We start from the raw sequence: 22,870 nt of genomic DNA on the forward strand, positions 1-22,870 counted from the left end.
TGCCAGACCGCGTTTTACCCCCAGTTAACGCGGCACTTCGGCGCCCGGATTCTTACGCCGATTTCCACGCCCAGTCAGCGACTTCGGGCATATCTTCGCCGTGTTCGCGCGTGTACTGCTGCGCGTGAAGTCTGGTGTCTTGCATCTCTTGCCAGAAGGCCGCGTGCCGCGACATTAGGCCAGGAACGCGCTCGAGTACGTCGATGACCAGGTGGTACCGGTCGAGGTCGTTCATCATTACCATGTCGAACGGGGTGGTTGTGGTGCCCTCGTCTTTATACCCCCGCACGTGCAGGTTCGCGTGTCCAGCGCGCTTATAGGTGAGGCGGTGGATCAGCCACGGATAGCCATGATGCGCAAAGATCACTGGCTTGTCTATCGTGAAGAGTGCGTTGTATTCGGCATCACTGAGGCCGTGCGGATGTTCGGATTCACTGTGCAGGCGCATCAAGTCGATGACATTCACGACTCGTACTCGCAGCTCGGGGATCCGTTCCCGCAAGATCTGCGCGGCAGCCAGAGTTTCTAGAGTAGGAACATCGCCAGCACAGGCGAGTACGACATCCGGTTCTTGGCCAATAATTTCGGTGCCTGCCCAGTCAAACAGCCCGATTCCCCGCGTGCAGTGTTCGATAGCGGCGGGCATATCAAGCCAGTTGTTTTCGGGATGCTTTCCGGCGATGACGACGTTAATCTTGTCGACAGAACGGAGGCAGTGATCGTAGGTGGCAATGAGCGTGTTGGCATCGCAAGGCAAATAGGCCCGCACAACATCGGGCTTCTTATTCATGACGAGGTCAAGAAATCCCGGATCTTGGTGAGAGGCACCGTTGTGGTCTTGCCGCCACACGTGTGAGCTCAGTAGGTAGTTGAGCGACGACACGGGCCGACGCCACGGAATAGTCGTTGACCCTTCCAACCACTTCGCATGCTGGTTGAACATTGAGTCGACGATATGGATGAACGCTTCGTACGAGTTGAACATGCCGTGTCGGCCTGTGAGCAAATAGCCTTCCAGCCAGCCCTGGCACTGGTGCTCGCTCAGCATCTCCATGACGCGACCCGCACTAGCAAGATGATTGTCGGAGTCGATGGGGAGGAATCCGGCATCCCACTGCTTATCGGTCACATCGAATACGGCACTCAGACGATTGGATGCCGTGACGTCGGCACCAAAAATTCTAAAGTTGTCTGGATTGTCGCGAATCACATCGCGCAGCCACTCCCCGAGGGCACCCGTCGCTGAGCTCGTGGTTTTTCCGGGGCTGGGAACATCTACCGCGTAGTCACGAAAATCGGGCAACCGCAGTGGGGTGCGCAACAGTCCACCGTTGGTGACAGGGTTGGCGCTCATCCTACGGTCACCACCTGGCGCAAGTGCCGTCACCAGCTCGCGTGGTACACCGTTGTCATCAAAGAGCTCTTCTGGGCGGTAGGAGGCCATCCAGTCATGAAGCTGCTGTAGGTGTTCTTCGGTGTCTCGCACGCTAGCGAGCGGAACCTGGTGAGAGCGCCAGTTGTTTTCCACAGGGTTGCCGTCAACAACTTGCGGGCCAGTCCAGCCCTTCGGCGTGCGCAAGATGAGCATCGGCCAGGCAGGGCGACCCTTAAGGGTTCCTGCTGCCGCTGCCGCCTTGATCTGCGCAATGTGATCGATGATGTCGTCGAGCGTCTCAGCCATGCGTTCATGCACGTCACGGGGATCCTCGTCATCAAAGCCGCCCGCTACGACATAGGGCGTGTGACCGTAGCCGCGCATGAGGTCGCAGAGTTCCTCTTCGGGGATGCGCGCCAGCACGGTCGGGTTCGCAATCTTGTAGCCGTTGAGGTGCAGGATCGGCAGAACCACGCCATCGCGTTCGGGGTCGATGAACTTGTTCGAGTGCCAGGCGGTAGCCAGTGGTCCAGTCTCTGCTTCACCATCCCCTACGACTGTAGCTACGAGAAGGTTGGGATTGTCGAACGCTGCACCGTAGGCGTGCGAAAGCGCATAGCCCAGCTCGCCTCCCTCATGGATCGATCCCGGAGTTTCTGGCGCTGCGTGACTGGGAATACCACCGGGGAACGAGAACTGCCTAAACAGTTTGCGGATGCCGTCCGCGCTCTTGTCGATATCACCGTACGTTTCGCTGTAGGTGCCATCCAGGTATGCACTCGCGACTACGGCTGGCCCGCCGTGTCCTGGTCCGGCGACAAAGATGGTGTCGGTGTCGCGTTCGCGAATGATCCGATTGAGGTGCGCCCACACAAAGTTCAGCCCCGGGGTTGTTCCCCAGTGCCCCAGCAGCCGGGGCTTGGTGTGCTCACGGCGCAAGGGTTCACGCAGTAGCGGATTGTCGAGGAGGTAGATCTGACCGACCGCAAGATAATTGGCGGCCCGCCACCACGCATCCAACTGATCGAGAGTTTCGGACTGAACTTCGGCCGTTCGGGCTCGGCACCACGGTGCGCGGGGGGAAGAATGGGGAACAGCCACGAGGTTTCCTGTCTCTGATCGCGATGAATTGTGCTGGCTAATCCGTGCAGTGAAGTCGCGCTCGTCAAGGAGCTTGTTGGCTCAGTGTATGAGTATTTTTTCCAGAGCCGCTGAGCGTGCTCACGCTGCGCCTGACGCTGCGAGCCGTTGTTGCACGCTTAGGCAAGCGAGAGAAAGAGTTTTTCGATCTCCTCAGGCTGGGGCGACCCGTCGGCGTCAGGGTTGACAAGGCACTCTTTCATTGCCCCGGAGATGACGAGGAAACCAGCCCGGTCTAGTGCTTTGGATACAGCGGAGAGCTGGTGGATGACGTCCGCGCATCCTGCACCGCCTTCTACCGTAGTGATGAGCGCCCCAAGTTGCCCTTGTGCACGACGCAACCGGTTCACAATCTTCTTTTGCGCTTCGGAGTCGTTGGTTGGCAACGACAGTGAAATCTCGGAGGCCATTATTGTCTCTTTTCTCTGGCGTGATTTGACAGTTGCGATACCCCGTGGGGTATAGTTTTCAGCATACCCCCTAGGGTATTAATTCGTATAGTCAGTCGAACGAAAGCAGAATTATGTGCAGAGCAGTTACGTGCCGCGTATGCGGTAAAACAACGTGGGCCGGATGCGGCGAACATATCCAGACGGTCAAGCGCAGCGTTCCCGTATCCAACTGGTGCAACGGCAAGCACACGCAGTCAGAGATTGACGCAGCCAAGAGCACCAAGGGCGGCTTCTTTGCTCGCCTATTCGGTCGTTAGGAGATCACATGTGTGCACAAGTCACTTGCCAGAACTGCGGTAAGCCCACCTGGGCTGGCTGCGGAGAACATATCGAGGATGCCCTCGCCAACGTCGCCGAGCGCGACCGTTGCCACTGCTAACTCGTAACCACTGTTAGCCCCGCCCTCCCCCGAACATAGCCTTCAATCAATGGAGTAATAATGCTTCTCGAACGTATCTATGACACCGACCTCGCCCAGGCAAGCTATTTCATTGGTTGTCAGGCCAAGGGCGAAGCGATCGTTGTTGACCCACGCCGCGACCTCGATGTGTACCTTGACATTGCCGCCAAGAATGGAATGACCATCACGGCGGTCACCGAAACGCACATCCATGCCGACTACCTCTCGGGCACGCGCGAGCTTGCTGCCCGCACGGGTGCGACGATCCTTGTTTCCGACGAAGGCGGCCCAGACTGGACGTACGGAAGCGCATTCGACGGTGCTGTGCGGATGAAAGACAAGCACACCATCACGCTTGGGAACATCACGCTCCAGGCCGCACACACGCCGGGGCACACTCCCGAACACCTCTCCTTTCTGATCACAGACGGTGCACAGGCAGACGCCCCCGGCTTCATGCTGAGCGGAGACTTCGTGTTCGTGGGAGATCTCGGGCGACCCGACCTTCTTGACGAAGCAGCCGGAGGAATCGATACCCGCTTCGACGGAGCGAAAGATATCTTTGCGAGCCTTCGTGATCGGTTCCTCACCCTGCCCGACTATGTGCAGGTACTTCCTGCTCACGGTGCGGGAAGCGCCTGCGGAAAAGCCCTTGGAGCCATCCCCACAACGACCGTCGGCTACGAACGCGCATTTGCGTGGTGGAGCCACTACGTTGCCAATGATGATGAGCAGGGCTTCATCGACGAACTACTGAACGGCCAACCGGACGCGCACGCCTACTTTGGTCGGATGAAGATCCAGAACCGGCAGGGCCCGAACGTCATGGGCGCAGTCACTGAGCTGCGCGAGTACACGACCGCAGAAGTCGCTTCGGCACTCGACGCTGACAGCGCCATCCTCATCGACACCCGCAACAACACCGAAGTACACCTCGGCACAGTGCCGCGGTCACTCAACGTGCCCGGCCCCGACAAGGCGGCCAGCTACGGCGCGTGGGTCTACAACCCTGACGCTGAGACGCGGCCCGTCATCCTCTTGGCAGCCGATCTGGAGCACGCGGAAGAGCTACGCGACCACCTCGTACGAGTCGGCATTGACACGGTGACAGGCTTCGTTTCCACCCTTGATGGCCTCAACCTCGTTGTGCCCGAGTTGGTATCACCTGCCGAGCTAGATGACGTCGACCGAGTTTTGCTCTTAGACGTTCGCAACAGGACTGAGTTTACCGAGGGCCACATTCCTGGGGCAGAACAGTTGAGCGGCGGTCGCGTCATGTGGTCACTCGATGAACTTCCTCATGAGGGAACCATTGTGACGTACTGCCAGAGCGGAGTGCGTAACAGCGTCGCCGCGAGTGCCCTCCGTCGCGCCGGCTACGACGTTGTTGAACTCGACGGCTCGTACCTCGGATGGCTCGCAATGCCCGGTGCCGTACCCGCGGTATAACGCGCGCTCATGGACCCGAATCTGATCATCGCGCTGTTCCTCGCAGTACTCGTGGGAGCTTCCCTCGGGCTGCTCGGCGGTGGCGGCTCAATTCTGACCGTGCCGATCCTGACGTACGTCGTGGGAATGGATCCGCAACAGGCAATTTCGGCGTCCCTCTTTATCGTCGGAGTCACGAGTGCGGTGGGCGTCTTCCATCATGCTCGAGCGGGACGAGTGCGGTGGAAAACAGGACTGATCTTCGGCGTCGCAGGGATGGCAGGAGCCTTCACCGGCGGAATTATCGGCGGATTCATCCCCGGTACTATCCTGATGGTTCTCTTCGCGGCAATGATGGTTGCCACCGCAACCGCCATGATCCGCGGGCGCAAGAAAGTACCTGCAGGGTCAGCCCACGAGTCCACGGCGCTTCCTGTCCTTCGAATTATTCGTGACGGCTTCTTGGTAGGTATCGCTGCGGGACTCGTCGGTGCGGGAGGCGGATTCCTCATCGTTCCGGCGCTGACACTTCTCGGTGGGCTGCCTGTTGCCGTTGCAGTGGGCACCTCTCTGCTCATCATCGCAATGCAATCGTCTGCAGGCCTGGCCGCACACCTTTTCACTGTTGAGCTCCCTTGGCCCACTATTCTCGCCTTCACCGCCATCGCGGTCGCGGGTTCCTTTATCGGAGCTGCACTGGCTGGCCGCATTCCAGAAACCGCACTCCGCAAAGGGTTTGGAATCTTTGTACTCGTCATTGGTGCTTTCGTGCTCGTGCAAGAAATTCCACAGCTGATACCACTCCTGACGGGTGCCTGACCGCTCGTAACCGCTCGTAACCGCTGGTCGCCTACGCTCGCGCTGGGTCGCCGGGTTTCCAAATAACCACATGTTTCATAAGGAGAAAAAATGTTCCGACCCCTCGCAGCTCTCGCAGGATCCCTCGTCGTGTTGGCGTCGATCGCCGGATGTTCGGCATCGGTTGACCCGATCGAACTCAGCGCCGATACCATCCTCATTGACGTTCGCACGCCCGGAGAATTCACGGCCGGCCACCTTGACGGCGCAAACCTCCTCGACCTCAACGGAGGCCAGTTCGCGGAGGCGCTCCCCACCCTCGACCCCGACGCTGAGTACGCGGTCTACTGCAAGTCGGGCAACCGCTCCGGGCAGGCTGTCGCGATGATGGAAGATGCCGGCTTTGAGAACGTGATCGACCTTGGATCGATTGGTAACGCGACCAAAGTCACCCAGATCGAAGTCGTGCAATAGCACAAGCTGTTCGCTCGCTTCGGCGAACCGGCGCTCGCTCCCCCGAGAGCAATCGCCGCACGCTGCGGCTACGAATCACTAATGTGAACATGACATCGCACTCAAGTACGCACTACAGCGCAAGAAATCCGGTTGATCCTGCCACCCAGGGTTTCTCACGCGTTGTCGTTCCCACAGCCTTGGGGGATGTTGTCGTGCACGCCTCCCCCAACGCTGCCCCACATTCCGAAACAGCAACTGTGCTCATCCACGGTGCGGCCGGCTCGTGGACCACCTGGCTGCCACTTATCCGCGCCGCCCACAACACGGGAGAACCGCTCCACAACGTCGTAGCGCTCGATTTACCTGGCTGGGGTGACAGCGGAAGCCTCCCCAGCGGTGCAACTGTCGACGACATGGTGGATGTCGTGGCCCACGTCGCGAGAAAACTCGGCTTCGTGAATTGGCACGCCAATGGCCATTCGCTTGGCGGACACCTCGCACTCACCCTTGCGGCGAGCTATCCCGAGCGCACGCTCAGCGTGACCGCGATTTCTGCGACCGGACCTGGCGCACTGGCTGTGCTTCGGCATCCAATTCGGAGCTTCAGAACTCTGCCCCTGCTGGCAGGGATGTTGGGCGCGATGCGGTTCCTCGCAGGCATCGGGCCTGCGGGCGGCGCTCTGATTCGCGTGCTTCACCGACTGCGTCTTCTTGGTCCGCTCAGCTCACCCCTGTTCGCGCAGTGGAGCAAGCTCGATACCTCAGTCATTGACTCACTCGCCTCAGAGATTCGACCCCATGCTTTCGTGCGTGCCGCTGAGGCCGCCTCCCGATATGACGAGCGCGAGTGGTCGAGCATTCACTGCCCGGTAACCCTGATTCGTGGCGAACGAGACGCCTTCGTCAGCACCCGCGATGATTCCTGGTTCACGGAAATGCTGCCCCACGCGACACAGTATGTGACCGCGACCGCAGGGCATTTTGCCCACGTGGAGAGTGCGGGCCTTCAAGCTCCTGCACGCGCAGAGATACCAGTCGCGGCCTAACCGCGCCCTGCCGAGTACGCTACGTACATGGTTGATGCCACCGCCGATGTACTCTCCGACGCCCGTGCACGAGCCAACAGCAGCACGAGAGACGAGAGCGGTATCGACGACACCATACTGAGCGCCGATGACCGGCAACGGCTCGTCTTCGATCGCGTACTCGACGAGGGTCGAGGTTGTTGCGGTCTTCTCTCCCGCCAAGATGGCGGCGACAAGGTTGTCGCGCAGCGGGCCAGGAAACCCGAACTCTGAACGAGGTAGATGATGGAGTTGCCAACACGTCACAGGATAGCGAGTTTCATCAGATGACCTGCCAAGATAAGGGGTTGATAGAACCTCCCTATTCAAACACTTCTGAACCCCCGCTGATTGAACTCTCATACGCTCTGGCTATGGTGAGAACATGAGCATCGATATTCCTTCCCCAGAAGATTTCACTGAACTGTCTCAGCATCGCAATGCTGGCTGCGTGACACTGTATGTAGCTTCCGGAGGTGGCGGTGACCGCCCGCCGATAGGCCGCGACACAGAAGCCGCCCGGCTTGCTCTGCGCTCAGCAGCCACTGACACACTGGCTGAACTCGACACGATTGGTGTTGAGAAGGTCGAACGCGACGCAATCAGTGAAGCGTTGGAGTCGTTGGAGCGTGACCGCAACCTGTGGGCCACGCCAGCCCGCACAATCGCCGTTTTTGCGTCCCCGGAATTCACCCGCGCCTTTCGACTGAGGAATGAACTGCCCTCACACAGCGCGGTAGGTGACCGGTTTGACCTCGGGCCGCTCCTGCGGGCGACCACGTTTGGGCATAGCGGGTACGTGCTCGCTATTACAGAAGGGGATGTGCGTCTACTCTTCCTAGGATCGGATGCGTCAAGCGAGCAGGTAGATCTTCCCCAACTGCCCGATGACGTAGGTGACTCCCTCGAAACGACGGATACGGATGGCCGGTTTGACCGCCGCCGTGCAGACGGCGCCCTCGGACCCAAGATCGAGCAACGCCGCTACTGCTCAGCAGTGCAGGATGCAGTGCTCGACGTCATTGGTGAGTCTGGTCTCCCCCTTATATTGTCTGCCGCCTCAGATTTGGAGCCTGCCTACCGGGAGGTGAACAGTTATCAGGGCCTGCTTGAGCACGGCATCGATGCAAACCCCAGCTCGCTGTCGTTGGAGGAGCTGGAAAAACGTGGCCGTGTCGTATTGGACCAGCACTCAGAGGGCGAACTTGCTTCGTGGCGGGAAAACTTTGGCACTATGCGCGCCAATGGTCTCGCTAGTTCCCAGTTGAGCGATGTTGCCCATGCGGCAACCGCCGGACTCGTCGACACCCTGCTGTTCGATCTCGCCTCGGCTGAAGAGGGAAGCATCGACGAAGGTGGAGCAATCACGATTGCTGATAAACCCGGTCCCACCACGTATGGGCTCGTCGACGAGGTTGCGGTTCGGGTTCTGCGAACCGGTGGCTCCGTGAAAGCTGTGCGCCGGGAGGATCTTCCTGACGACAAGCCTCTGGCTGCCACGTTCCGCGGAACGCCTTAGACGGTTGCGGCGACGACCCTAGGCTTTCACCAGCGCGTCAGCGAACTGGTTCATGGCTAGTTGGTGATGTTGGTGATGACATCTTCGAGGGTTTTTGTGAGCGTTACTAGCGAGTCAACGGTGACCCATTCTTCGGCTGCGTGGGCTCCCCCGCCGTCTACTCCGAACAAGACGGTCGGGATTCCGGCGTCAGAGAGCAGAGCGCAATCAGTCCAAAACGGTTCTCCGCGCACGCTCGGTGTTACGCCCATAGTGTTAGTCGCGGCGGAAATGAGCGAGGCTACGACAGGCTCATCGCGGTCGACGTTGAACGGGTTGCGTTCTAAACCCGCGCTCACTCTGTAGATGAAATCGGCGTCGCCCGCAGCGATCATGTTGAGAATAACGCGTAGCTCCGCCTCGACAGTGGTCGAGTTCTCGCCGGGCAGTGTGCGGCGTTCCAGCGTGATGGTGCACGAGGCTGGGTAGCTCGATTGCTCTTCGCCCCCAGTGATAATGGAGGCGTGGATGTTGCCGGTGCCGAGCATCGGATGCGGGGTGCGTTGAGAAAGCTCCACATCGTGTTCGCCAAGGGCGATGAGGAACGCGCCCGCTTTCACGATTGCGTCGATGCCGAGGTCGCGACGGGAGCCGTGTGCTGCGCGCCCGTGGATGGTCACCTCGAACCACGCAAATCCGCGGTGCGCTATGACAACGTCTAGGCCGCTGGGCTCCACGACGATGGCGCAGTCAGCGGTGTAGTGACGAAGCACTTCTTCAGTGCCGGCGCTGGCGAACTCTTCGTCGGCGACGAACGCGAGCACGATATCGCCAGCGTGCGGCTGAGCGGCTGCGACGTCTGCAGCGACCATGATGGCGGCGATGCCCGACTTCATGTCATAGGCGCCACGGCCGTACAGGGTGCCATCCCGATGTTCGGGGGTGAGCCCGTCGCCGTCGTAGCTGCCCAAAGACACCGTGTCGATGTGACCGTTGAGCATGATGCTGCGACCACCACCGGTGCCTCTGCTAATCGCGACTATCGAGGGGCGGCCAAGAGTTTCTTCGAGCCGGTGACATTCGAAGCCTCGCTCAGAAAACCATGCGGTCACGTAGTCAGCGATCATCGACTCCCCCGGCGCGCCCGGAACGAGATCGGGGTTCGATGAGTCGATGCGGATGAGGTCCTCGAGCAGAGTGACCACGGGATGCTGGGTGGCGGGCATCCGGCTAGAAACCTTTCGGATTCGCGGCACGACCCTCGGTGCTCAGCAGCACCACGACTGCGTCATCGCTAATGCCGAGAGCTGCACGGCGCGCGGGATCGGTGAGCACTGCGCGGGCGCCCGCAAGGGTTGACGCACCGCAGGGCCCAGAATCGACACCCTGGTTTGCTAGGTCGCGCACAGCCACCAGCGCTTCGGAGTCGGTGACAGTAACGGATGCGTCGAGTCCGGCCTGCAGTACAGGCCAGGCGATTTCTGAGACGGAGCCACAGTTCAGGCCCGTCATCACGGTGGCGGCAGTAGAGACGGGCGTGATTCGACCGGCACGCAACGAGGTCGTCACTGAGGAAGCAGTGTCGGGTTCAACCGAGAGCACTGAAGGCGTGTGTTCTGTGGAGCGGTAGTGCACGACGGCTGCTTGAGCGAACGATCCGACCCCGGAGGGAGCGACGACAAGGTCGAGGCGCTCAACACCGGCATCATGAAGTTGTTCGTCGATTTCGGCGAACATGGTGTCGTAGCCATCGACAATCCACTGGGGAATATCCTCGTACCCACTCCAGGACGTGTCTTGGATCAGCACGACGTCGTCGCGGGTCGCGTTTTTGGCATGCTGCACGACATCGTCGTAGGGCACGCTGAGTTCAACCAGCGTCGCACCCTCCGAACGAATCGCGTCCATTGCGGCCTGAGAAACTTCCGCGGGCACGTAGATTGTGGCCGGCAGCCCCAGCAGCTTCGCGACGTGCGCCACGGCCCGCCCATGATTACCGTCCGTCGCCGCAGCAAGAGACAGTTTGCTCTTAACGCCGAGGCGGGCACGGAGTTCGTCGAGAGTAAGGGCAACGCCCGGAGACCCTACCCGAGCCGACAATGCACGGGAAATGGCGTAAGAAGCACCAAGAATCTTGAACGCCGGCAACCCCAGACGCTGCGACTCATCTTTGACGAACACCGCCCCGACCTTCAACGTTGCGGCCGCCTCCGGCACAGAAATAAGCGGTGTTGCGGCGTAGCCCGCGAGAGAGTGATGAAACTCGCGAACTGTCGAGCCCACTGGTTCGGTGCGCCAGGAGCGCGCGGCCGGGTTCGAGTACCAGCCTGCTGCGGCATCCGGTGTATTGGTCGTCATCGTCTTTCCCTACTTCGGCGTACGTGAAGCTCGTTAGTCGGGCGCGAGCCCAAACGATAGCCTCATCGTCTCGTATCCTCACGACAAAACAAAGGGGAAGCTTGCGGATGGCTCGTCTCCAGAACGCTCACAGCATCAGAGGTGTCGGCGGTCACTTGGATACCGAACCTCACGACAATGTGTTCGGCCCGCAACTCCACCAGAGATGGCCGAGGGTAATCCCACGCCGGAACTTACTCGGGCACACTCCTGTGCGCACCGGGAATGACACGCGCTGTCCGATACGTGTCAACCGCAATCACTGTGCCAACAATGACGAGCGAGAGCGCCATTGATGCTAGGACGTCGCTAGCCCAGTGGTAGCCCAGATAGAGGCGACTCAGGGCGGTGCCGATAACGAACACCACCGCCACAACGTATGAGACCGCAGCCCATCCTGGATTATTGCGACGCGAGAACACCAGAAAGGTCAGGATGATGAAGAAGTCTGCGACGCCAAGCACATGTCCTGACGGGAATGAGAATGTCCCATCGATGCCGTACAGCATGAGGTCCTCTGGCGGGCGGCTTCGCCCAACCACGCGGGTGATGATCTGCACAATGATCACTCCGCTGAGGGTGCCTGCGGCTAGCAAAAATGGTCGCCACGAATTCTTGGCCCGAACACCCCAAGTCACGGTGACCGCCAACACGATGATGGGCAGGGCAACTGGCCCAAAGATCTCTGTGAAGATGATCATGAGTAGGGTCAACGTTTCCGACTGGTTGTCCTCTAGCCACGCTTGAATCGCGGTGTCCATTGCGGTGAGAATTTCTGGCTGAAGTACCGACCACCAGAGTGTCAGCAGGCTGACAAGACCGACGAGGATCAGACATCCCGCGACCACGTACAGTCTCACCTTCGTCGCCGCCGGAACAATTCGGTCGTCAACGAAGAGCCTCGTGTAGAGCTTCGAGCGGCGGGTGTCGCTCGAAGGTGACGCTGGGTCGCTCATGCTCGTGTTCATGCGCCGGCGACCCGCTTGCGTTCCTTTTTCAGGTCATATTCTGGTCGTGGCCAGCCCAACTCCAACTCGCGCAGTTTCGTGAGGACGATCTGCTGCACCGCCAATCGGGCATACCACTTGTGGTCGGCGGGAATGACATACCAGGGCGCTTCGCTCGTGGATGTTCGTTCGAGAGCGATTTGGTAGGCCTCCTGCAGCGCCCGCCACCGCTCGCGGTCATCGACGTCGCTCGGGTTGTATTTCCACAATTTCGAGTTGCGGCGGAGCCGGGCCACCAATCGTGTCTTTTGTTGTTTCTCGCTGATCTGAAGCATCACCTTGATGACCGTGGTTCCGTTATCGATGGCCTTCTGTTCGAAGGAGTTGATCCTGCCATACCGTCCTTCGATCGTCTCTGGGTCTGCAAGGTTTTGCACCCGGGCCGCGAGCACGTCCTCATAGTGGGATCGATCGAAGATGCTGACCATTCCAGGTTCCGGGAGGCGTTTGCGCACCCGCCACAGAAATCCGTGACGCTTCTCTTCGTCGGTGGGGGCTGTGAAGCCGTGCACGACGACGCCTGAAGCATTCATTCCAGCGAGGGCATGCTTAACGATCCCTCCTTTGCCAGAACTGTCCATCCCCTGCAAGACGATCAGCAACGACGCTGTTCCTCCGACCGTGCTATCGGCAAAGAGTTTGCCCTGCAATTTGCGGAGGCTGCGACCGTGCTTCAGGAGCATCGCCTTGCCCTCTTTTTTCGAGATATCGATTCCGGGAGTTGCTGTCGGATCAACTTCCGCTAGCTGAAAACCGGGATCCACGCGGTGGATTTCGCTTGGGTCTTGTGACCACGGTGATTTTGGCATAGGAGATAGTAACTCGTTGGGCGACTCGCATACACTATGCGTCATGAATGATGCTTCCGTGTCGGGCGCTGCCCGCAGTGCAAAGAACAGCACTCCGCTTCGCGGTTTGGCCCGATTAGGTTTCGCCGTCAACGGGCTAGTGCATATCCTCATCGGGATGTTGGCCATCGGCATCGCGACGGACGGTGGAAGCACTGACGCTGACCAATCTGGCGCGTTCACACAACTGGCTTCCACTCCAGGCGGAGTATTGCTGCTGTGGACGGTAGTCATTGGCATGTTTGCCCTCGGTTTGTGGCTACTTATTTCGGGCTTCCTCATGAAGGGCGGGGATTCCAAACGCAAATGGGCGCGGCGCGGCGCCGAAGTCGCCAAGGGCCTCACCTACTTCGCACTGGGCGCCAGCGCGGTCCCCTTTGCGCTTGGCGGCTCATCAGATTCGGCTAGCAGCACCAGCAGTGCCAGCGGCAAGCTAATCTCGGCGCCTGGCGGTGTCTTCGTGTTGATTCTTGTGGGAATCATTATTCTCGTCGTCGGCGTTTATTTCGTGCACAAGGGCGTGACTCAGAAGTTCACCGAAGATATCTCTCTTCCCTCCGAGCCGACGAGAAAGTTCGTGCTGGGCCTCGGCATTGCAGGATATGTCTCGAAAGGAATCGCGATAGGCATTGTGGGGATCCTCGTCGTCGCAGCCGCTCTCACGCAAGACCCGAGCAAGTCCACCGGGCTCGATGGGGCGTTGACGAATTTGGTCGCCCTCCCGTTCGGTGTTGTTATTCTGTTCGTGATCGCAGCCGGCCTTATTGCCTACGGGCTATATTGCTTCGTCAGGGCGTGGCGCGCTCGACTCTGAACGTCCCCGGCCTCGGGTAGTCGACCCACCTTTTATTCGGCGCTCGCCGTCAATTTTCGCAGCCAACGGTGCCACCACGACGATCGCGATGCCGACTCCGAGCAGCAACGCACCGAAAGTGTCACTCAGCCAGTGAGCCCCCAAATACGTGCGGCTGACCATCATCAACACGGTGTACACCGCGCCAGCAATCCACACCCATACCCGGGGAAACAGAATCGCCATGACAAACGCCATGACCGCTGCGTTGGCGACGTGTCCAGAGGGGAATGAACCGAAGTCCACGTTAACGATGATGGTCTCTGGCCGCGCGCGCCCGAACAGGTGCTTGAGAAGCTGCACGGTGCCACCCGTGACCACAGTGGCGATCAAGAAATAGAGGGCAGCCCACGGACGCTTTATCAGGAGCAATGCGATGATGATTGCGCCCGGCACGATAAAACTGGCGACCACGCCTGCGCCCAGATAGTTCATAACGAGCGCCACAGATTGCCAGACCGGCGTCCGATTTTCGCCCAGTACCGTCATCCACAGAGTATCGATCGGAAGCGGCATGCCGTGGTCGCGCACAACGATGAATGATCCCAACCCGACAACCAGAGCCAACGCGACAAATCCGCTCACCAAGGGCCACACTCGACGAACGCGTTTCGCGCGAACGGTCGCGGCAACTTCCGGATGCTTGTTCACCATGGGGCAATGCTAGAACTTTCTGCAGGGGAAGAGAAAAACAATCAGAACCCTTGCGTACTTCAAGAGCTATAGTCATTCCACCGCTGGCTCCCGTCGACGGTACTCCATGGAATCCGCAATGCCCCGGGACGAATAATGCCCAGAAAGTTTGAGGTGGACTGATGACTGCAACGACCCGTGAGAACACGTCGCCTCCACAAACCGCGGCCGTGATTTATAACCCGATCAAAGTCGACCTCGAGGTGATCAAGTCCGCAGTTGCGGCGGAGGAAAAAGCCGCCGGTTGGAACCCCACGCAGTACTTTGCCACCACGAAGGACGACCCAGGGCAGGGCGCTACGCGAGAAGCTTTGGATGCCGGAGCAGACATGGTCATCGTTGCTGGCGGCGACGGAACGGTGCGGGCGGTCGCGGAGGTCGTGCATGACAGCGACGCGACGCTGGCCCTGATGCCTTCCGGAACAGGCAATCTCTTCGCCCGCAACCTCGACCTCACTTTGGATGACATCGAGGGTTCGGTTCACACTGCCTTCACTGGGGTGGAGCGGCCCGTTGACATTGGCCTCATTGAGATTCGCGACGAAAATGAGAAACTGAGCAAACACGCCTTCGTGGTCATGGCGGGGCTCGGACTTGACGCGAAAATGTTGGTCAACACTGACGAGGACCTCAAGAAGAAGATTGGGTGGTTGGCGTACGTCAACGCCATCGCGAAGTCACTCGCCGATAAGAGCGAACTCCGCGTCAGATACCGACTCGACTCCGGGCGGGCGCGCGCCGCTCGCGCACACACCGTCATCATCGGAAACTGCGGATCCCTTACAGCCAATGTTCTTCTGCTTCCCGACGCGGCCCCGGATGACGGATTCTTCGATGTCGCGGTCATGCGCCCTGAGGGGGTCGTTGGTTGGCTGCAGATCATGGGGAAAGTTTTCTGGGAGAACGGTGTTCTTCGCCGCGTCAAGGGTGGCGAAGCGCTAACCACTAAAGACGTGCGCGCCTTGAACTATGTGAGAGCGAAGCAAATGACCATGCGCCTGCAGACCGCCGAGGAGATCGAGCTCGACGGCGACAGCTTCGGAAAGGCCATTGCGCTCAAGGCCCGCATCAAACCGGCCGGACTGCGGATGCGTGTGCCCCAGCCGGAATCCGGGGAAACCGACACTTCTCGTGCGAGCTAGGCCGACGCGGATGCCGAGCTCACGTGCGTTGGAGTGACGTCTCCAGGACTACAGATCAGTTGCTGGAGCCGGCTGTGCGAGCCGGGGATGTAGAGCAGCGAGGATGCGGGCAACATCCATTGCGATGGCGGCCGAAGCACCCATCGATGTCGCCGGAGCGGAATCCTTCCTCGCGTCCAGTTCCGCCATAAGGGCCGCAAGCGACTCTGTCGCCGCAGAGTACGCCGGCTGTTGTTTCTCTTCCGAGCCCCAATCGCGCAGCAGCGCAGAGACCGCATCGAGGGTCACACTCAGCGACGGACGCAACTCGGGTCTCAGCTCGACCTCGATTGGGGTGCCCCACACCGCCCCGGCAAGCACATCGGTGAGATCCCGCACGTGAAAGGTAACGTTTTCGAGGGCAGCCAGATCGTCGTAGTCAGCCCCCAAATCTCGGCGGTGGCGGCGAGCCCGCGGATTGACTTTACGGCTGTCGTCGGCATGGAGCACCGCGGCCCGCACGTCGCGGGAAACGCTGACAAGGTCATCCTTGCGGGATGCCCAGCCATCGCGTTCCGGCGGCCAGCTTTCTGCCAGGGCCTCGGCTACCTCTGACAGATGATCTGCCAGCACCAAGCGATAGTTCGAGAGCTGCCGGCCCACGGCATCGAAGCTCAGGGTGGGAAAGATTAACATGTTGACGAGGAGCCCAACCGCAATGCCGAGGCTGACTTGCTCAAGGTACCCAATCGAGTACGAGTCGGCGTCGGGGCCGCCGATGATGAGTACGAACAGCACCGTGACCGGAATGAATTCACGGTTAGCGCCGAACCACCCGGTGGCAGCGATCAGCGCGCCAATGCCGACGGCGAGCGACATGGTCGCGACATTCGGCTCGCTGAAGACGATCACTGCGCCGGCGAGCAGAATTCCGACGGCAAGACTTCCGAGGGTTTGCAGGGCACTCTTCACCGAACCCATGAGCGTGGGGTACATGCTCACGAGGGCGCCGAGCGGCGCGTAGTAGGGGTAATTGTCGGCCACGCCGGGAAGGTACGGTGCGATAGTCCACGCAATGCCAACGGCGACGGTGGCTTTGGCCGCCTGCACAATGCGCGACCGGGTTATGTGCGACTTCATCCGCCACGCAGTTTTCTTCACTGGCTCAAGCGGGATGCCGGTCATTGCGCGTTTATTCAAGCGCTCGCCGCGACCTTTACGACGCCAGGCGCGGGCTCAGGGTGCTCGATTCTGATGCGGTCCGGGCGAAAGCCGTGTTCGATGCCCCAGAGTACGGCGTTGGTCCTGCTGTTCGTTCCGATGCGTCGATAGCAGCTTCGGATGTGGGTCTTGATCGAATTGATCGAGAGGTGGATTCGCTCGGCAATCTCTGCGTTGGAGAGCCCTTGAGTGATCAGCGCCAAGATCTCCGCTTCGCGCTCAGTAAGCCCCTCTTCTCGGCCCGGCCAGTCGCCTGCGACAACCGTTGGAGTGCCCCTGCCTCCGGTGTGGATCCGCTCACCGCCGGCGTGGATCGCCTCCAGAGCGGCCACGAGCCTAGACGCCGACAACCCCTTGGAGATGTACCCGTCGGCTCCGTTAGCAAGCGCCGCTTCTATCTGTGCCGGATCGAGATTCCACGAATAGACAGCCACCACTTCGACCAGCGGATTCGAGACAAGCTCTCGAACCGCGGCACGGTCTCCTCGAGTGGCAGCGAAGGTGTCATACAGGGCGATGTCCACAAAGTCGCCAACTTGCTTATTCAGATCGAGTTCGACCACGTCGATCCTGTTTTGATAGGACCGCAACATCCCCACGACACCGCGAGCAACCACTTCGTAATCGTTGACCAGAGCAACGCGGACTGTATTCATACATCCACGATATGGCCTCCGAGCGATTCTTGGTCAAAGTTCACCCTTTAGGGTGAGGCAGCCAAAGACTGCCCAGAATATTCTCAGTTTGTGGGCATGGCCACCGGGCCCTGCCCGCGTCTCCACCAACTACATTCGACACCCTCCCCCAGACGAATAGGAGCTCAGTCATGAGCGCATCAGACAAGATCGAAAACTCTGCTGAAGATCTCAAGGGCAAGACCAAAGAGACTGCAGGAAGGGCCACCAGCAATGAGAAGCTCGAAGCCGAGGGGAAAACCGATCAGAGCAAGGCCGACATCAAAAAGGCCGCCGAAAACGTTAAAGACGCGGTCACGGAATAGTCCCTGCATAACTAGCAACAGCTACCCAAAAACTCGTCTCGAAAGGTAATTCCCTCATGAACACTCTATTAATCATCGCTGCGGTCATCGCGCTCATTCTGCTGATCACCGGCGGATTAGTCCAATCTCTTAACTTCCTTCTCTGGGTCGGAATCGTGCTGGCCATCATTGCCGTCATCGCCTTCCTGCTCCGAAAGCTCACCGGTCGCCGGGCCTAAAACCCGGACCAGCTGGACTCGCAGAAACAGTTCGCCAGAACTTCGCTGCGTCCTGCTGCCCAAAGCTGGGGGTGTCTGAGACCCGAACACCAGGCACCCCCATTCCATACCTGCCCCCTGCTACCTGCTACCTGAGCCGGTATCGCAAGAAAATACGCCCACCCCAGTAGCCCCCCCATAAGAGAAAAGAAAAGAAAAGATGAGCATGACTGTCGACCAGAGCGGTAGTAACCCACTTGCTTTACATTCTGGCAGCATCACCCTGCCGCCAACCGAGCCGATCGACATGACGACTTTGTTCACCGGCAAGCTGTCCGTAGTCGACCCCGTCGGCGTAGATGAGCACTCTGTGAACAGGACAACACCCGACGCTCACGGGATGCCTCTTCCTGTGGCAGCCAGCGCCCACGCCAACCGTGCCGCCGGTGACAACCCCATCGCCGAATGGCTCGGCACCCTGTCTCCTCAGTCCGATAACCAGCTGCCCGACAAACCTCACCGCCAATATCGCAGACCAACCCACAACTGATCCCGCCGATCAGCCTGACGTGGATGGACTTGCAGCGCGATGATGCGTTCGCGTGGCTTATGCCTGGGCCCGTCGAGCGTTACGCGCCTCGAGTAGCGACATACACCGTGTTGGATGACACCCCACCGGTGAGCGCATTATCGAAGTCGACCGTGTGCGCGACCGGGTTCTCGAAGACCTCACCAAGTCGCTGCATGAACTCGTCGTCAGTCGGGTCATCCGACCAGAGTGCAAAGACGCCACCATCCGCGAGGTAAGCGCGCACTCGCCCTAAACCGGCCACGGTATAGAGGTCGGCATGGCTGGGGTCGAGCTGGTGTCGCGGTGAGTGGTCGACATCCAGCAGGATCGCGTCGTACTGCTTTGTGGGTTCGGCACGCATCACGGCAAAGAAGTCGGCATGCGTAAGGGTGGTGCGGATGTCGCCGGTCAGTTCAGCAGACACCGGCAGCAACCCGCGTTGATGCCAGTCGATCACGGCGGGCAGCGCGTCGATGACCTCGAGTGAGGCGACGCGGGGATCGGCGAGAGCGGCAACAGCGGTGTATCCGAGTCCGAGTCCCCCGACGACGACCCGCAGGTTATCCCCGCTGACCGCAGCCAGACCGAGATTGGAGAGGGCAATCTCTGCGACAGTGAACAGGCTCGACATGAGGTACTCGTCACCCAGCTTGACCTCGTACACGTCAACGCCAAGCGTCGGCTCGAGTCGGCGCCGCAGGGTGAGTTCCCCCATCGGAGTCTCTTGCCAATCGAGCTCTTCAAACCGGGAGTTGATCATGGGTTGAGCCTAACGAGGTTTGACTGCACGGATGACGCGGACGATACAATATCAAGCCCCGGTTTTGGTGGAGGCTCGGTGAGGCCCATTTCATCCCTGTGATGGTGGGTGGTTCGCTGCAAAAGTGGTCTTCAGCCTCGACTCAAGAGGCCGCGATGAGGTTCTGCGCGAAGAACGCGGCCAATTCGTCGGTCGCAGTCAGTGGCAGCACGTGTGCGACGTACTGGTCGGGGCGCACCACCACGACGCAGCCCACTTCACGGTCGATTCCACGCAGCTCGAAGATGTCGCTGGTCGGGTCGACACCCGACACCTTTTCGTAGTCGACCAGTTCGTACGGGCCGCTGCACGGCAAGAATATCTTGGGCACACGCATGATCTCGACCTGGTCATGGGACTGCTGATAGATCACCTTCGCGTCGAACAGATGGTCGGTATCGGTGCCGACGGGCGTGTAGAAGACCACCGGCGAATCCGGTGACGTCGCCAGCCACTCCGCCCAGTCCGACAGAGCAGATGGCTCCCCGGCCGCCGGCGCGTCCGCGAACGCGTACAGGCGCCAGCGACCGTCCGCACGGGCGTGGTGACCGAGGTGCATCGGGTTGCCGTCGGCGACGCGGATAACCTCCGCCGACTTGAAGCGTTTACCCACCGGGTAACCAGTCGCCAGCGTCTGGTGCGCCACGTCACCGATCAGCATCGACGGCTGGTACTCGGTCATGAACCCAGCCGGGAACTCCGCGGTTGCGACGTAGAACTCACCGAGCGCCTGTGGGTTGTCAAACTCCTCCGGCTTCTTCGCCATGAGCGTCGACCACTCCTTATCGAAGTCGATGAGATTCTTCGCAATGACCTGACGCTCCGCTGAATAAGTCGCCAGCAGCGACTCAGGGCTGCGCCCTTCCAGAACGTATGCCAGCTTCCAGCCAAGATTGAAACCGTCCTGCATCGACACGTTCATCCCTTGGCCCGCCTTCGCGCTGTGCGTGTGGCAGGCATCCCCGGTGATGAACACGCGCGGCGTGCGGTGCTCTTCACCGGCGGGCACGTCGTCAAACTTATCGGTGAGGCGATGGCCAACCTCATACACGCTGTACCAAGCGATGTGCTTCACATCGAGGGAATATGGGTGCAGTATCTCGTTCGCCTTCCTGATCGCAGTCTCCTGTGTGGTCGCCCGCACGGCGCCGGCGTCGTTCTCGACCTGATCGCCGAGATCGACGTACATCCGGAACAGGTGCCCACCCTCACGAGGGATGTGTAGGATGCTTCCGGCTTCCGATTGGATCGCACATTTGGTGCGGATGTCGGGGAAGTCGGTCACTGCGAGGGTGTCCATGACCGCCCACGCGTGATTGGCCTTGTCCCCCACGAGCGTGCGGCCGATGCCGTCGCGCACGCCGCTGCGTGCGCCGTCGCATCCAACCACGTACTTAGCGCGGACCACCCGTTCTTGGCCTTCCCGCGCTCCCGCTGTCTCGCGCAGGGTGACCGTGACGGGGTACTCACCGTCATCCGCGATTTCGACCCCGATAAACTCAAACCCGTAGTCGGGTGTCATCCGTGCCGGCGAATTCGCCATCACCTTCGCAAAGTAGTCGAGCACTCGCGCCTGGTTGACGATGAGGTGCGGGAACTCGCTGACGCCTGCCGCGTCATCAACAGTGCGGGCGGTGCGAATGATGTTTTCTGGCGCACTCGGATCGGGTGTCCAGAAGTTCATCTCGGTAATGTGGAACGCCTCATTGATGATCTCGTCGGCGAATCCGAACGCCTGAAAGGTTTCGACGCTGCGCGCCTGGATGCCATCAGCTTGGCCGATAACGAGCCGACTCGGCCGTTTCTCTACCACCCGCGCGTTAATGTTGGGGAACTGTGAGAGCTGGGCGGCAAGGATCATACCCGCCGGCCCTGCCCCGACAATCAGAACATCTACCGCGTCGGGCAACTCGTCCGGGCGATCAATCCCGGTGCTGACCGGAGCGCTGATGCGCGGATCGCCTGACACGTAGCCGTGGTGGTGGAACTGCATGGAATCTCCTCGGTTGTAGTGTGTGGGCAGCGCCGGCGGGCTCAGACCGTGACGAGCTCAGGCTTTGTTGAGCCCGTAGATGGGACTGCGTGCTTGTTCGGCCTCGTTGTCAGGGCCGAGGTCGATTCCGCCGCGGTCTCGTAGCAGCAGTGTTGCTATCAGCCCAAGCGTCACCATGCCAGCCAAGTAGACCGTGACGGAGTCGGTCGAACCGGTTGCCTGAACCAGTGCCTGTGCGATGGTCGGCGCGAATGCGCCGCCGATGATGGCACCGATCGCGTAGGAGATTGATACTCCTGAGAAGCGAATCGATGCGGGAAACAGCTCCGTGTAGAGAGCAGCCTGAGGCCCGTAGGTGAGGCCAAGGCCCACAGTCAGAATGACGAGACCCAGCGTGAGCAGCGCGATGCTGCCGGTGTTCACCAGCGGGAAGATGGAAATTACTCCGATCATTAGCGCAATCCAACCAACGATGTAGGTGGACCGTCGACCCAACTTGTCGGAGATCAGACCGCCAAGCCAGGTGAAGATCAGCCAGGTAAAGCCCGAGAAAGTTACAGCCCCCAGCACCTCCGCGGTCGGGAGTGCGACCGGCCCGTCAGGATTGGTTGCGTAACGCTGGATGAAGCCACCGGTGGTCATGTATCCGACCGCGTTGTTGCCGGCGAACACAACCGCGGCGATAAGCACGAGTAAGGAGTGCTTCTTGAAGAGTTGGATGATCGGCATCTGCGTCACTGCTTTGCGCTTGGCGATCTCGAGGAACACCGGGCTTTCCTCAACGCGGCGACGAACCCAATAGCCGACGAAGATAAGCACGATACTCAGCAGGAACGGAATGCGCCATCCCCATTCGAGAAAGGCATCCCCGGGGGCGATAATGGCCATCAGCGCCATTGTTCCCGACGCGAGCAGCAGCCCGATCGGCACGCCGATCTGGGGTGAGGCACCAAACAGGCCACGCTTGGTCTTCGGCGCATGCTCGACAGCCATCAGTACGGCGCCACCCCACTCGCCGCCGGCAGAAATACCCTGCAGGATTCGTAGAAAGACGAGCAGGATCGGCGCGGCGATACCGATCGCCGCATAAGTCGGCAGGAGTCCGACGAAAGTGGTGGCCACACCCATCAGAATGAGCGTGAGCATGAGCACAAACCGTCGGCCGCGCTGATCGCCTAGATGCCCGGCGAGAAACGCGCCGAGAGGCCGGAACAAGAAGCTGATTCCCACCGTGATGAACGACAAAATCTGAGCGAATTCCTCGCCAGCCGGGGCGAAGAATAGTTGACCGAAGACTAGGCTGGCGGCGAATGCGTAGATGAAGAAGTCATACCACTCAACAGTGGTACCGACGATGGTAGCGACGACAACACGGCGCTGATCTTTCGCGGTCTGAATCGTGCCGGTCGGGGTAAGCCTCGACTCTGGGAGGTGGGGTGCAGACATCTGTGGTGACTCCTTCGTCATTGTTCAGCCGTCATTGTTCAGCAGGGGGCTGCTGACTTCGCTGGCATAACCGGCAGCCCTCGGTGGCTTGCCGTCCTGATAGAAATCATATA

23 protein-coding genes are annotated in these 22,870 nt (G+C 60.0%); 11 read left to right on the forward strand and 12 right to left on the reverse strand.

Annotated elements, in window-relative coordinates:
- Nucleotides 1-52: 52 nt before the first annotated feature.
- Nucleotides 53-2,476, reverse strand: a complete 2,424-nt coding sequence (locus tag ACTJJW_RS03840; protein ID WP_462642797.1) for a phosphoketolase family protein — start codon at nt 2,474-2,476, stop codon at nt 53-55.
- 158 nt (nt 2,477-2,634) lie between these two features.
- Nucleotides 2,635-2,925: a metal-sensitive transcriptional regulator gene (locus ACTJJW_RS03845; RefSeq protein WP_462642799.1), complete on the reverse strand. Its 291-nt coding sequence runs from the start codon at nt 2,923-2,925 to the stop codon at nt 2,635-2,637.
- A gap of 481 nt (nt 2,926-3,406) precedes the next feature.
- Here ACTJJW_RS03845 and ACTJJW_RS03850 point away from each other — a divergent pair, with 481 nt between their 5' ends.
- From ACTJJW_RS03850 to ACTJJW_RS03875, 6 genes are all read left to right on the forward strand, one after another.
- The gene (locus tag ACTJJW_RS03850) at nt 3,407-4,816 is read left to right on the forward strand and encodes an MBL fold metallo-hydrolase (protein ID WP_462642801.1); all 1,410 of its coding nucleotides are present in this window, start codon (nt 3,407-3,409) and stop codon (nt 4,814-4,816) included.
- A 9-nt stretch (nt 4,817-4,825) separates the two neighbouring features.
- On the forward strand, nt 4,826-5,614 hold the full coding sequence (locus ACTJJW_RS03855) for a sulfite exporter TauE/SafE family protein (protein ID WP_462642802.1): 789 nt from the start codon (nt 4,826-4,828) through the stop codon (nt 5,612-5,614).
- Nucleotides 5,615-5,704: 90 nt separating this feature from the next.
- The gene (locus tag ACTJJW_RS03860) at nt 5,705-6,067 is read left to right on the forward strand and encodes a rhodanese-like domain-containing protein (protein WP_462642803.1); all 363 of its coding nucleotides are present in this window, start codon (nt 5,705-5,707) and stop codon (nt 6,065-6,067) included.
- Between the two features lie 89 nt (nt 6,068-6,156).
- A complete protein-coding gene (locus ACTJJW_RS03865; protein WP_462642805.1) occupies nt 6,157-7,095 on the forward strand; it encodes an alpha/beta fold hydrolase in 939 nt (312 codons plus the stop codon).
- Nucleotides 7,096-7,122: 27 nt separating this feature from the next.
- Nucleotides 7,123-7,347 carry a hypothetical protein gene (locus tag ACTJJW_RS03870; protein ID WP_462642807.1) on the forward strand — a complete coding sequence of 75 codons (225 nt, stop codon included), beginning with the start codon at nt 7,123-7,125 and terminating at the stop codon, nt 7,345-7,347.
- A gap of 151 nt (nt 7,348-7,498) precedes the next feature.
- Complete coding sequence (locus ACTJJW_RS03875) at nt 7,499-8,632, forward strand: baeRF11 domain-containing protein (protein WP_462642809.1); 1,134 nt, start codon at nt 7,499-7,501, stop codon at nt 8,630-8,632.
- Nucleotides 8,633-8,688: 56 nt separating this feature from the next.
- On the opposite strand, the gene ACTJJW_RS03880 is transcribed toward ACTJJW_RS03875, so the two are convergent.
- From ACTJJW_RS03880 to ACTJJW_RS03895, 4 genes are all read right to left on the reverse strand, one after another.
- Nucleotides 8,689-9,837: an ArgE/DapE family deacylase gene (locus tag ACTJJW_RS03880; RefSeq protein WP_462642810.1), complete on the reverse strand. Its 1,149-nt coding sequence runs from the start codon at nt 9,835-9,837 to the stop codon at nt 8,689-8,691.
- Between the two features lie 4 nt (nt 9,838-9,841).
- Nucleotides 9,842-10,969, reverse strand: coding sequence for a diaminopropionate ammonia-lyase (locus ACTJJW_RS03885; protein ID WP_462642812.1), 1,128 nt, complete (start codon nt 10,967-10,969; stop codon nt 9,842-9,844).
- A 233-nt stretch (nt 10,970-11,202) separates the two neighbouring features.
- Nucleotides 11,203-11,964 carry a phosphatase PAP2 family protein gene (locus ACTJJW_RS03890; RefSeq protein ID WP_462642814.1) on the reverse strand — a complete coding sequence of 254 codons (762 nt, stop codon included), beginning with the start codon at nt 11,962-11,964 and terminating at the stop codon, nt 11,203-11,205.
- An 8-nt stretch (nt 11,965-11,972) separates the two neighbouring features.
- A complete protein-coding gene (locus ACTJJW_RS03895) occupies nt 11,973-12,824 on the reverse strand; it encodes a PPK2 family polyphosphate kinase (RefSeq protein ID WP_462642815.1) in 852 nt (283 codons plus the stop codon).
- Nucleotides 12,825-12,867: 43 nt separating this feature from the next.
- On the opposite strand from ACTJJW_RS03895, the gene ACTJJW_RS03900 reads away from it, so the two are divergent.
- The gene (locus ACTJJW_RS03900; protein WP_462642816.1) at nt 12,868-13,677 is read left to right on the forward strand and encodes a DUF1206 domain-containing protein; all 810 of its coding nucleotides are present in this window, start codon (nt 12,868-12,870) and stop codon (nt 13,675-13,677) included.
- On the opposite strand, the gene ACTJJW_RS03905 is transcribed toward ACTJJW_RS03900, so the two are convergent.
- Complete coding sequence (locus tag ACTJJW_RS03905) at nt 13,639-14,370, reverse strand: phosphatase PAP2 family protein (protein ID WP_462642817.1); 732 nt, start codon at nt 14,368-14,370, stop codon at nt 13,639-13,641. The genes ACTJJW_RS03900 and ACTJJW_RS03905 overlap by 39 nt on opposite strands.
- 161 nt (nt 14,371-14,531) lie before the next feature.
- On the opposite strand from ACTJJW_RS03905, the gene ACTJJW_RS03910 reads away from it, so the two are divergent.
- Nucleotides 14,532-15,551: a diacylglycerol/lipid kinase family protein gene (locus ACTJJW_RS03910; RefSeq protein ID WP_462642818.1), complete on the forward strand. Its 1,020-nt coding sequence runs from the start codon at nt 14,532-14,534 to the stop codon at nt 15,549-15,551.
- Nucleotides 15,552-15,599: 48 nt separating this feature from the next.
- Here the strand turns inward: ACTJJW_RS03910 and ACTJJW_RS03915 are convergent, their stop codons facing one another.
- Entirely contained in the window at nt 15,600-16,715 is a 1,116-nt protein-coding gene (locus ACTJJW_RS03915; protein ID WP_462642819.1) for an FUSC family protein, read from the reverse strand.
- A gap of 11 nt (nt 16,716-16,726) precedes the next feature.
- Nucleotides 16,727-17,407: a response regulator transcription factor gene (locus tag ACTJJW_RS03920; RefSeq protein WP_462642820.1), complete on the reverse strand. Its 681-nt coding sequence runs from the start codon at nt 17,405-17,407 to the stop codon at nt 16,727-16,729.
- A gap of 170 nt (nt 17,408-17,577) precedes the next feature.
- Here ACTJJW_RS03920 and ACTJJW_RS03925 point away from each other — a divergent pair, with 170 nt between their 5' ends.
- From ACTJJW_RS03925 to ACTJJW_RS03935, 3 genes are all read left to right on the forward strand, one after another.
- Nucleotides 17,578-17,751: a CsbD family protein gene (locus ACTJJW_RS03925; RefSeq protein WP_462642821.1), complete on the forward strand. Its 174-nt coding sequence runs from the start codon at nt 17,578-17,580 to the stop codon at nt 17,749-17,751.
- A gap of 56 nt (nt 17,752-17,807) precedes the next feature.
- A complete protein-coding gene (locus tag ACTJJW_RS03930; RefSeq protein ID WP_462642822.1) occupies nt 17,808-17,969 on the forward strand; it encodes a hypothetical protein in 162 nt (53 codons plus the stop codon).
- 205 nt (nt 17,970-18,174) lie between these two features.
- The gene (locus tag ACTJJW_RS03935) at nt 18,175-18,498 is read left to right on the forward strand and encodes a hypothetical protein (RefSeq protein WP_462642823.1); all 324 of its coding nucleotides are present in this window, start codon (nt 18,175-18,177) and stop codon (nt 18,496-18,498) included.
- A 79-nt stretch (nt 18,499-18,577) separates the two neighbouring features.
- On the opposite strand, the gene ACTJJW_RS03940 is transcribed toward ACTJJW_RS03935, so the two are convergent.
- From ACTJJW_RS03940 to ACTJJW_RS03950, 3 genes are all read right to left on the reverse strand, one after another.
- Nucleotides 18,578-19,279, reverse strand: a complete 702-nt coding sequence (locus ACTJJW_RS03940; protein ID WP_462642824.1) for a polyamine aminopropyltransferase — start codon at nt 19,277-19,279, stop codon at nt 18,578-18,580.
- Nucleotides 19,280-19,421: 142 nt separating this feature from the next.
- Nucleotides 19,422-21,311 (reverse strand): FAD-binding monooxygenase, encoded by a 1,890-nt coding sequence (locus tag ACTJJW_RS03945; RefSeq protein WP_462642825.1) that lies wholly within the window; start codon nt 21,309-21,311, stop codon nt 19,422-19,424.
- A 57-nt stretch (nt 21,312-21,368) separates the two neighbouring features.
- Entirely contained in the window at nt 21,369-22,757 is a 1,389-nt protein-coding gene (locus ACTJJW_RS03950) for an MFS transporter (RefSeq protein WP_462642826.1), read from the reverse strand.
- Between the last annotated feature and the right edge of the window lie 113 nt (nt 22,758-22,870).

The organism is Rhodoglobus galactosidasius (genome assembly GCF_054957775.1).

What these genes read in the sequence shown, in the direction of transcription:
- ACTJJW_RS03850 (WP_462642801.1), top strand. Translation starts at nt 3,407, where the DNA reads ATGCTTCTCGAACGTATCTATGACACCGACCTCGCCCAGGCAAGCTAT.
- ACTJJW_RS03925 (WP_462642821.1), top strand. Translation starts at nt 17,578, where the DNA reads ATGAGCGCATCAGACAAGATCGAAAACTCTGCTGAAGATCTCAAGGGC.
- ACTJJW_RS03950 (WP_462642826.1), bottom strand. Translation starts at nt 22,757, where the DNA reads ATGTCTGCACCCCACCTCCCAGAGTCGAGGCTTACCCCGACCGGCACG.
- ACTJJW_RS03940 (WP_462642824.1), bottom strand. Translation starts at nt 19,279, where the DNA reads ATGATCAACTCCCGGTTTGAAGAGCTCGATTGGCAAGAGACTCCGATG.
- ACTJJW_RS03920 (WP_462642820.1), bottom strand. Translation starts at nt 17,407, where the DNA reads ATGAATACAGTCCGCGTTGCTCTGGTCAACGATTACGAAGTGGTTGCT.
- ACTJJW_RS03900 (WP_462642816.1), top strand. Translation starts at nt 12,868, where the DNA reads ATGAATGATGCTTCCGTGTCGGGCGCTGCCCGCAGTGCAAAGAACAGC.
- ACTJJW_RS03845 (WP_462642799.1), bottom strand. Translation starts at nt 2,925, where the DNA reads ATGGCCTCCGAGATTTCACTGTCGTTGCCAACCAACGACTCCGAAGCG.
- ACTJJW_RS03905 (WP_462642817.1), bottom strand. Translation starts at nt 14,370, where the DNA reads ATGGTGAACAAGCATCCGGAAGTTGCCGCGACCGTTCGCGCGAAACGC.
- ACTJJW_RS03860 (WP_462642803.1), top strand. Translation starts at nt 5,705, where the DNA reads ATGTTCCGACCCCTCGCAGCTCTCGCAGGATCCCTCGTCGTGTTGGCG.
- ACTJJW_RS03855 (WP_462642802.1), top strand. Translation starts at nt 4,826, where the DNA reads ATGGACCCGAATCTGATCATCGCGCTGTTCCTCGCAGTACTCGTGGGA.
- ACTJJW_RS03865 (WP_462642805.1), top strand. Translation starts at nt 6,157, where the DNA reads ATGACATCGCACTCAAGTACGCACTACAGCGCAAGAAATCCGGTTGAT.
- ACTJJW_RS03870 (WP_462642807.1), top strand. Translation starts at nt 7,123, where the DNA reads ATGGTTGATGCCACCGCCGATGTACTCTCCGACGCCCGTGCACGAGCC.
- ACTJJW_RS03910 (WP_462642818.1), top strand. Translation starts at nt 14,532, where the DNA reads ATGACTGCAACGACCCGTGAGAACACGTCGCCTCCACAAACCGCGGCC.
- ACTJJW_RS03875 (WP_462642809.1), top strand. Translation starts at nt 7,499, where the DNA reads ATGAGCATCGATATTCCTTCCCCAGAAGATTTCACTGAACTGTCTCAG.
- ACTJJW_RS03945 (WP_462642825.1), bottom strand. Translation starts at nt 21,311, where the DNA reads ATGCAGTTCCACCACCACGGCTACGTGTCAGGCGATCCGCGCATCAGC.
- ACTJJW_RS03890 (WP_462642814.1), bottom strand. Translation starts at nt 11,964, where the DNA reads ATGAGCGACCCAGCGTCACCTTCGAGCGACACCCGCCGCTCGAAGCTC.
- ACTJJW_RS03935 (WP_462642823.1), top strand. Translation starts at nt 18,175, where the DNA reads ATGACTGTCGACCAGAGCGGTAGTAACCCACTTGCTTTACATTCTGGC.
- ACTJJW_RS03930 (WP_462642822.1), top strand. Translation starts at nt 17,808, where the DNA reads ATGAACACTCTATTAATCATCGCTGCGGTCATCGCGCTCATTCTGCTG.
- ACTJJW_RS03895 (WP_462642815.1), bottom strand. Translation starts at nt 12,824, where the DNA reads ATGCCAAAATCACCGTGGTCACAAGACCCAAGCGAAATCCACCGCGTG.
- ACTJJW_RS03885 (WP_462642812.1), bottom strand. Translation starts at nt 10,969, where the DNA reads ATGACGACCAATACACCGGATGCCGCAGCAGGCTGGTACTCGAACCCG.
- ACTJJW_RS03880 (WP_462642810.1), bottom strand. Translation starts at nt 9,837, where the DNA reads ATGCCCGCCACCCAGCATCCCGTGGTCACTCTGCTCGAGGACCTCATC.
- ACTJJW_RS03915 (WP_462642819.1), bottom strand. Translation starts at nt 16,715, where the DNA reads ATGACCGGCATCCCGCTTGAGCCAGTGAAGAAAACTGCGTGGCGGATG.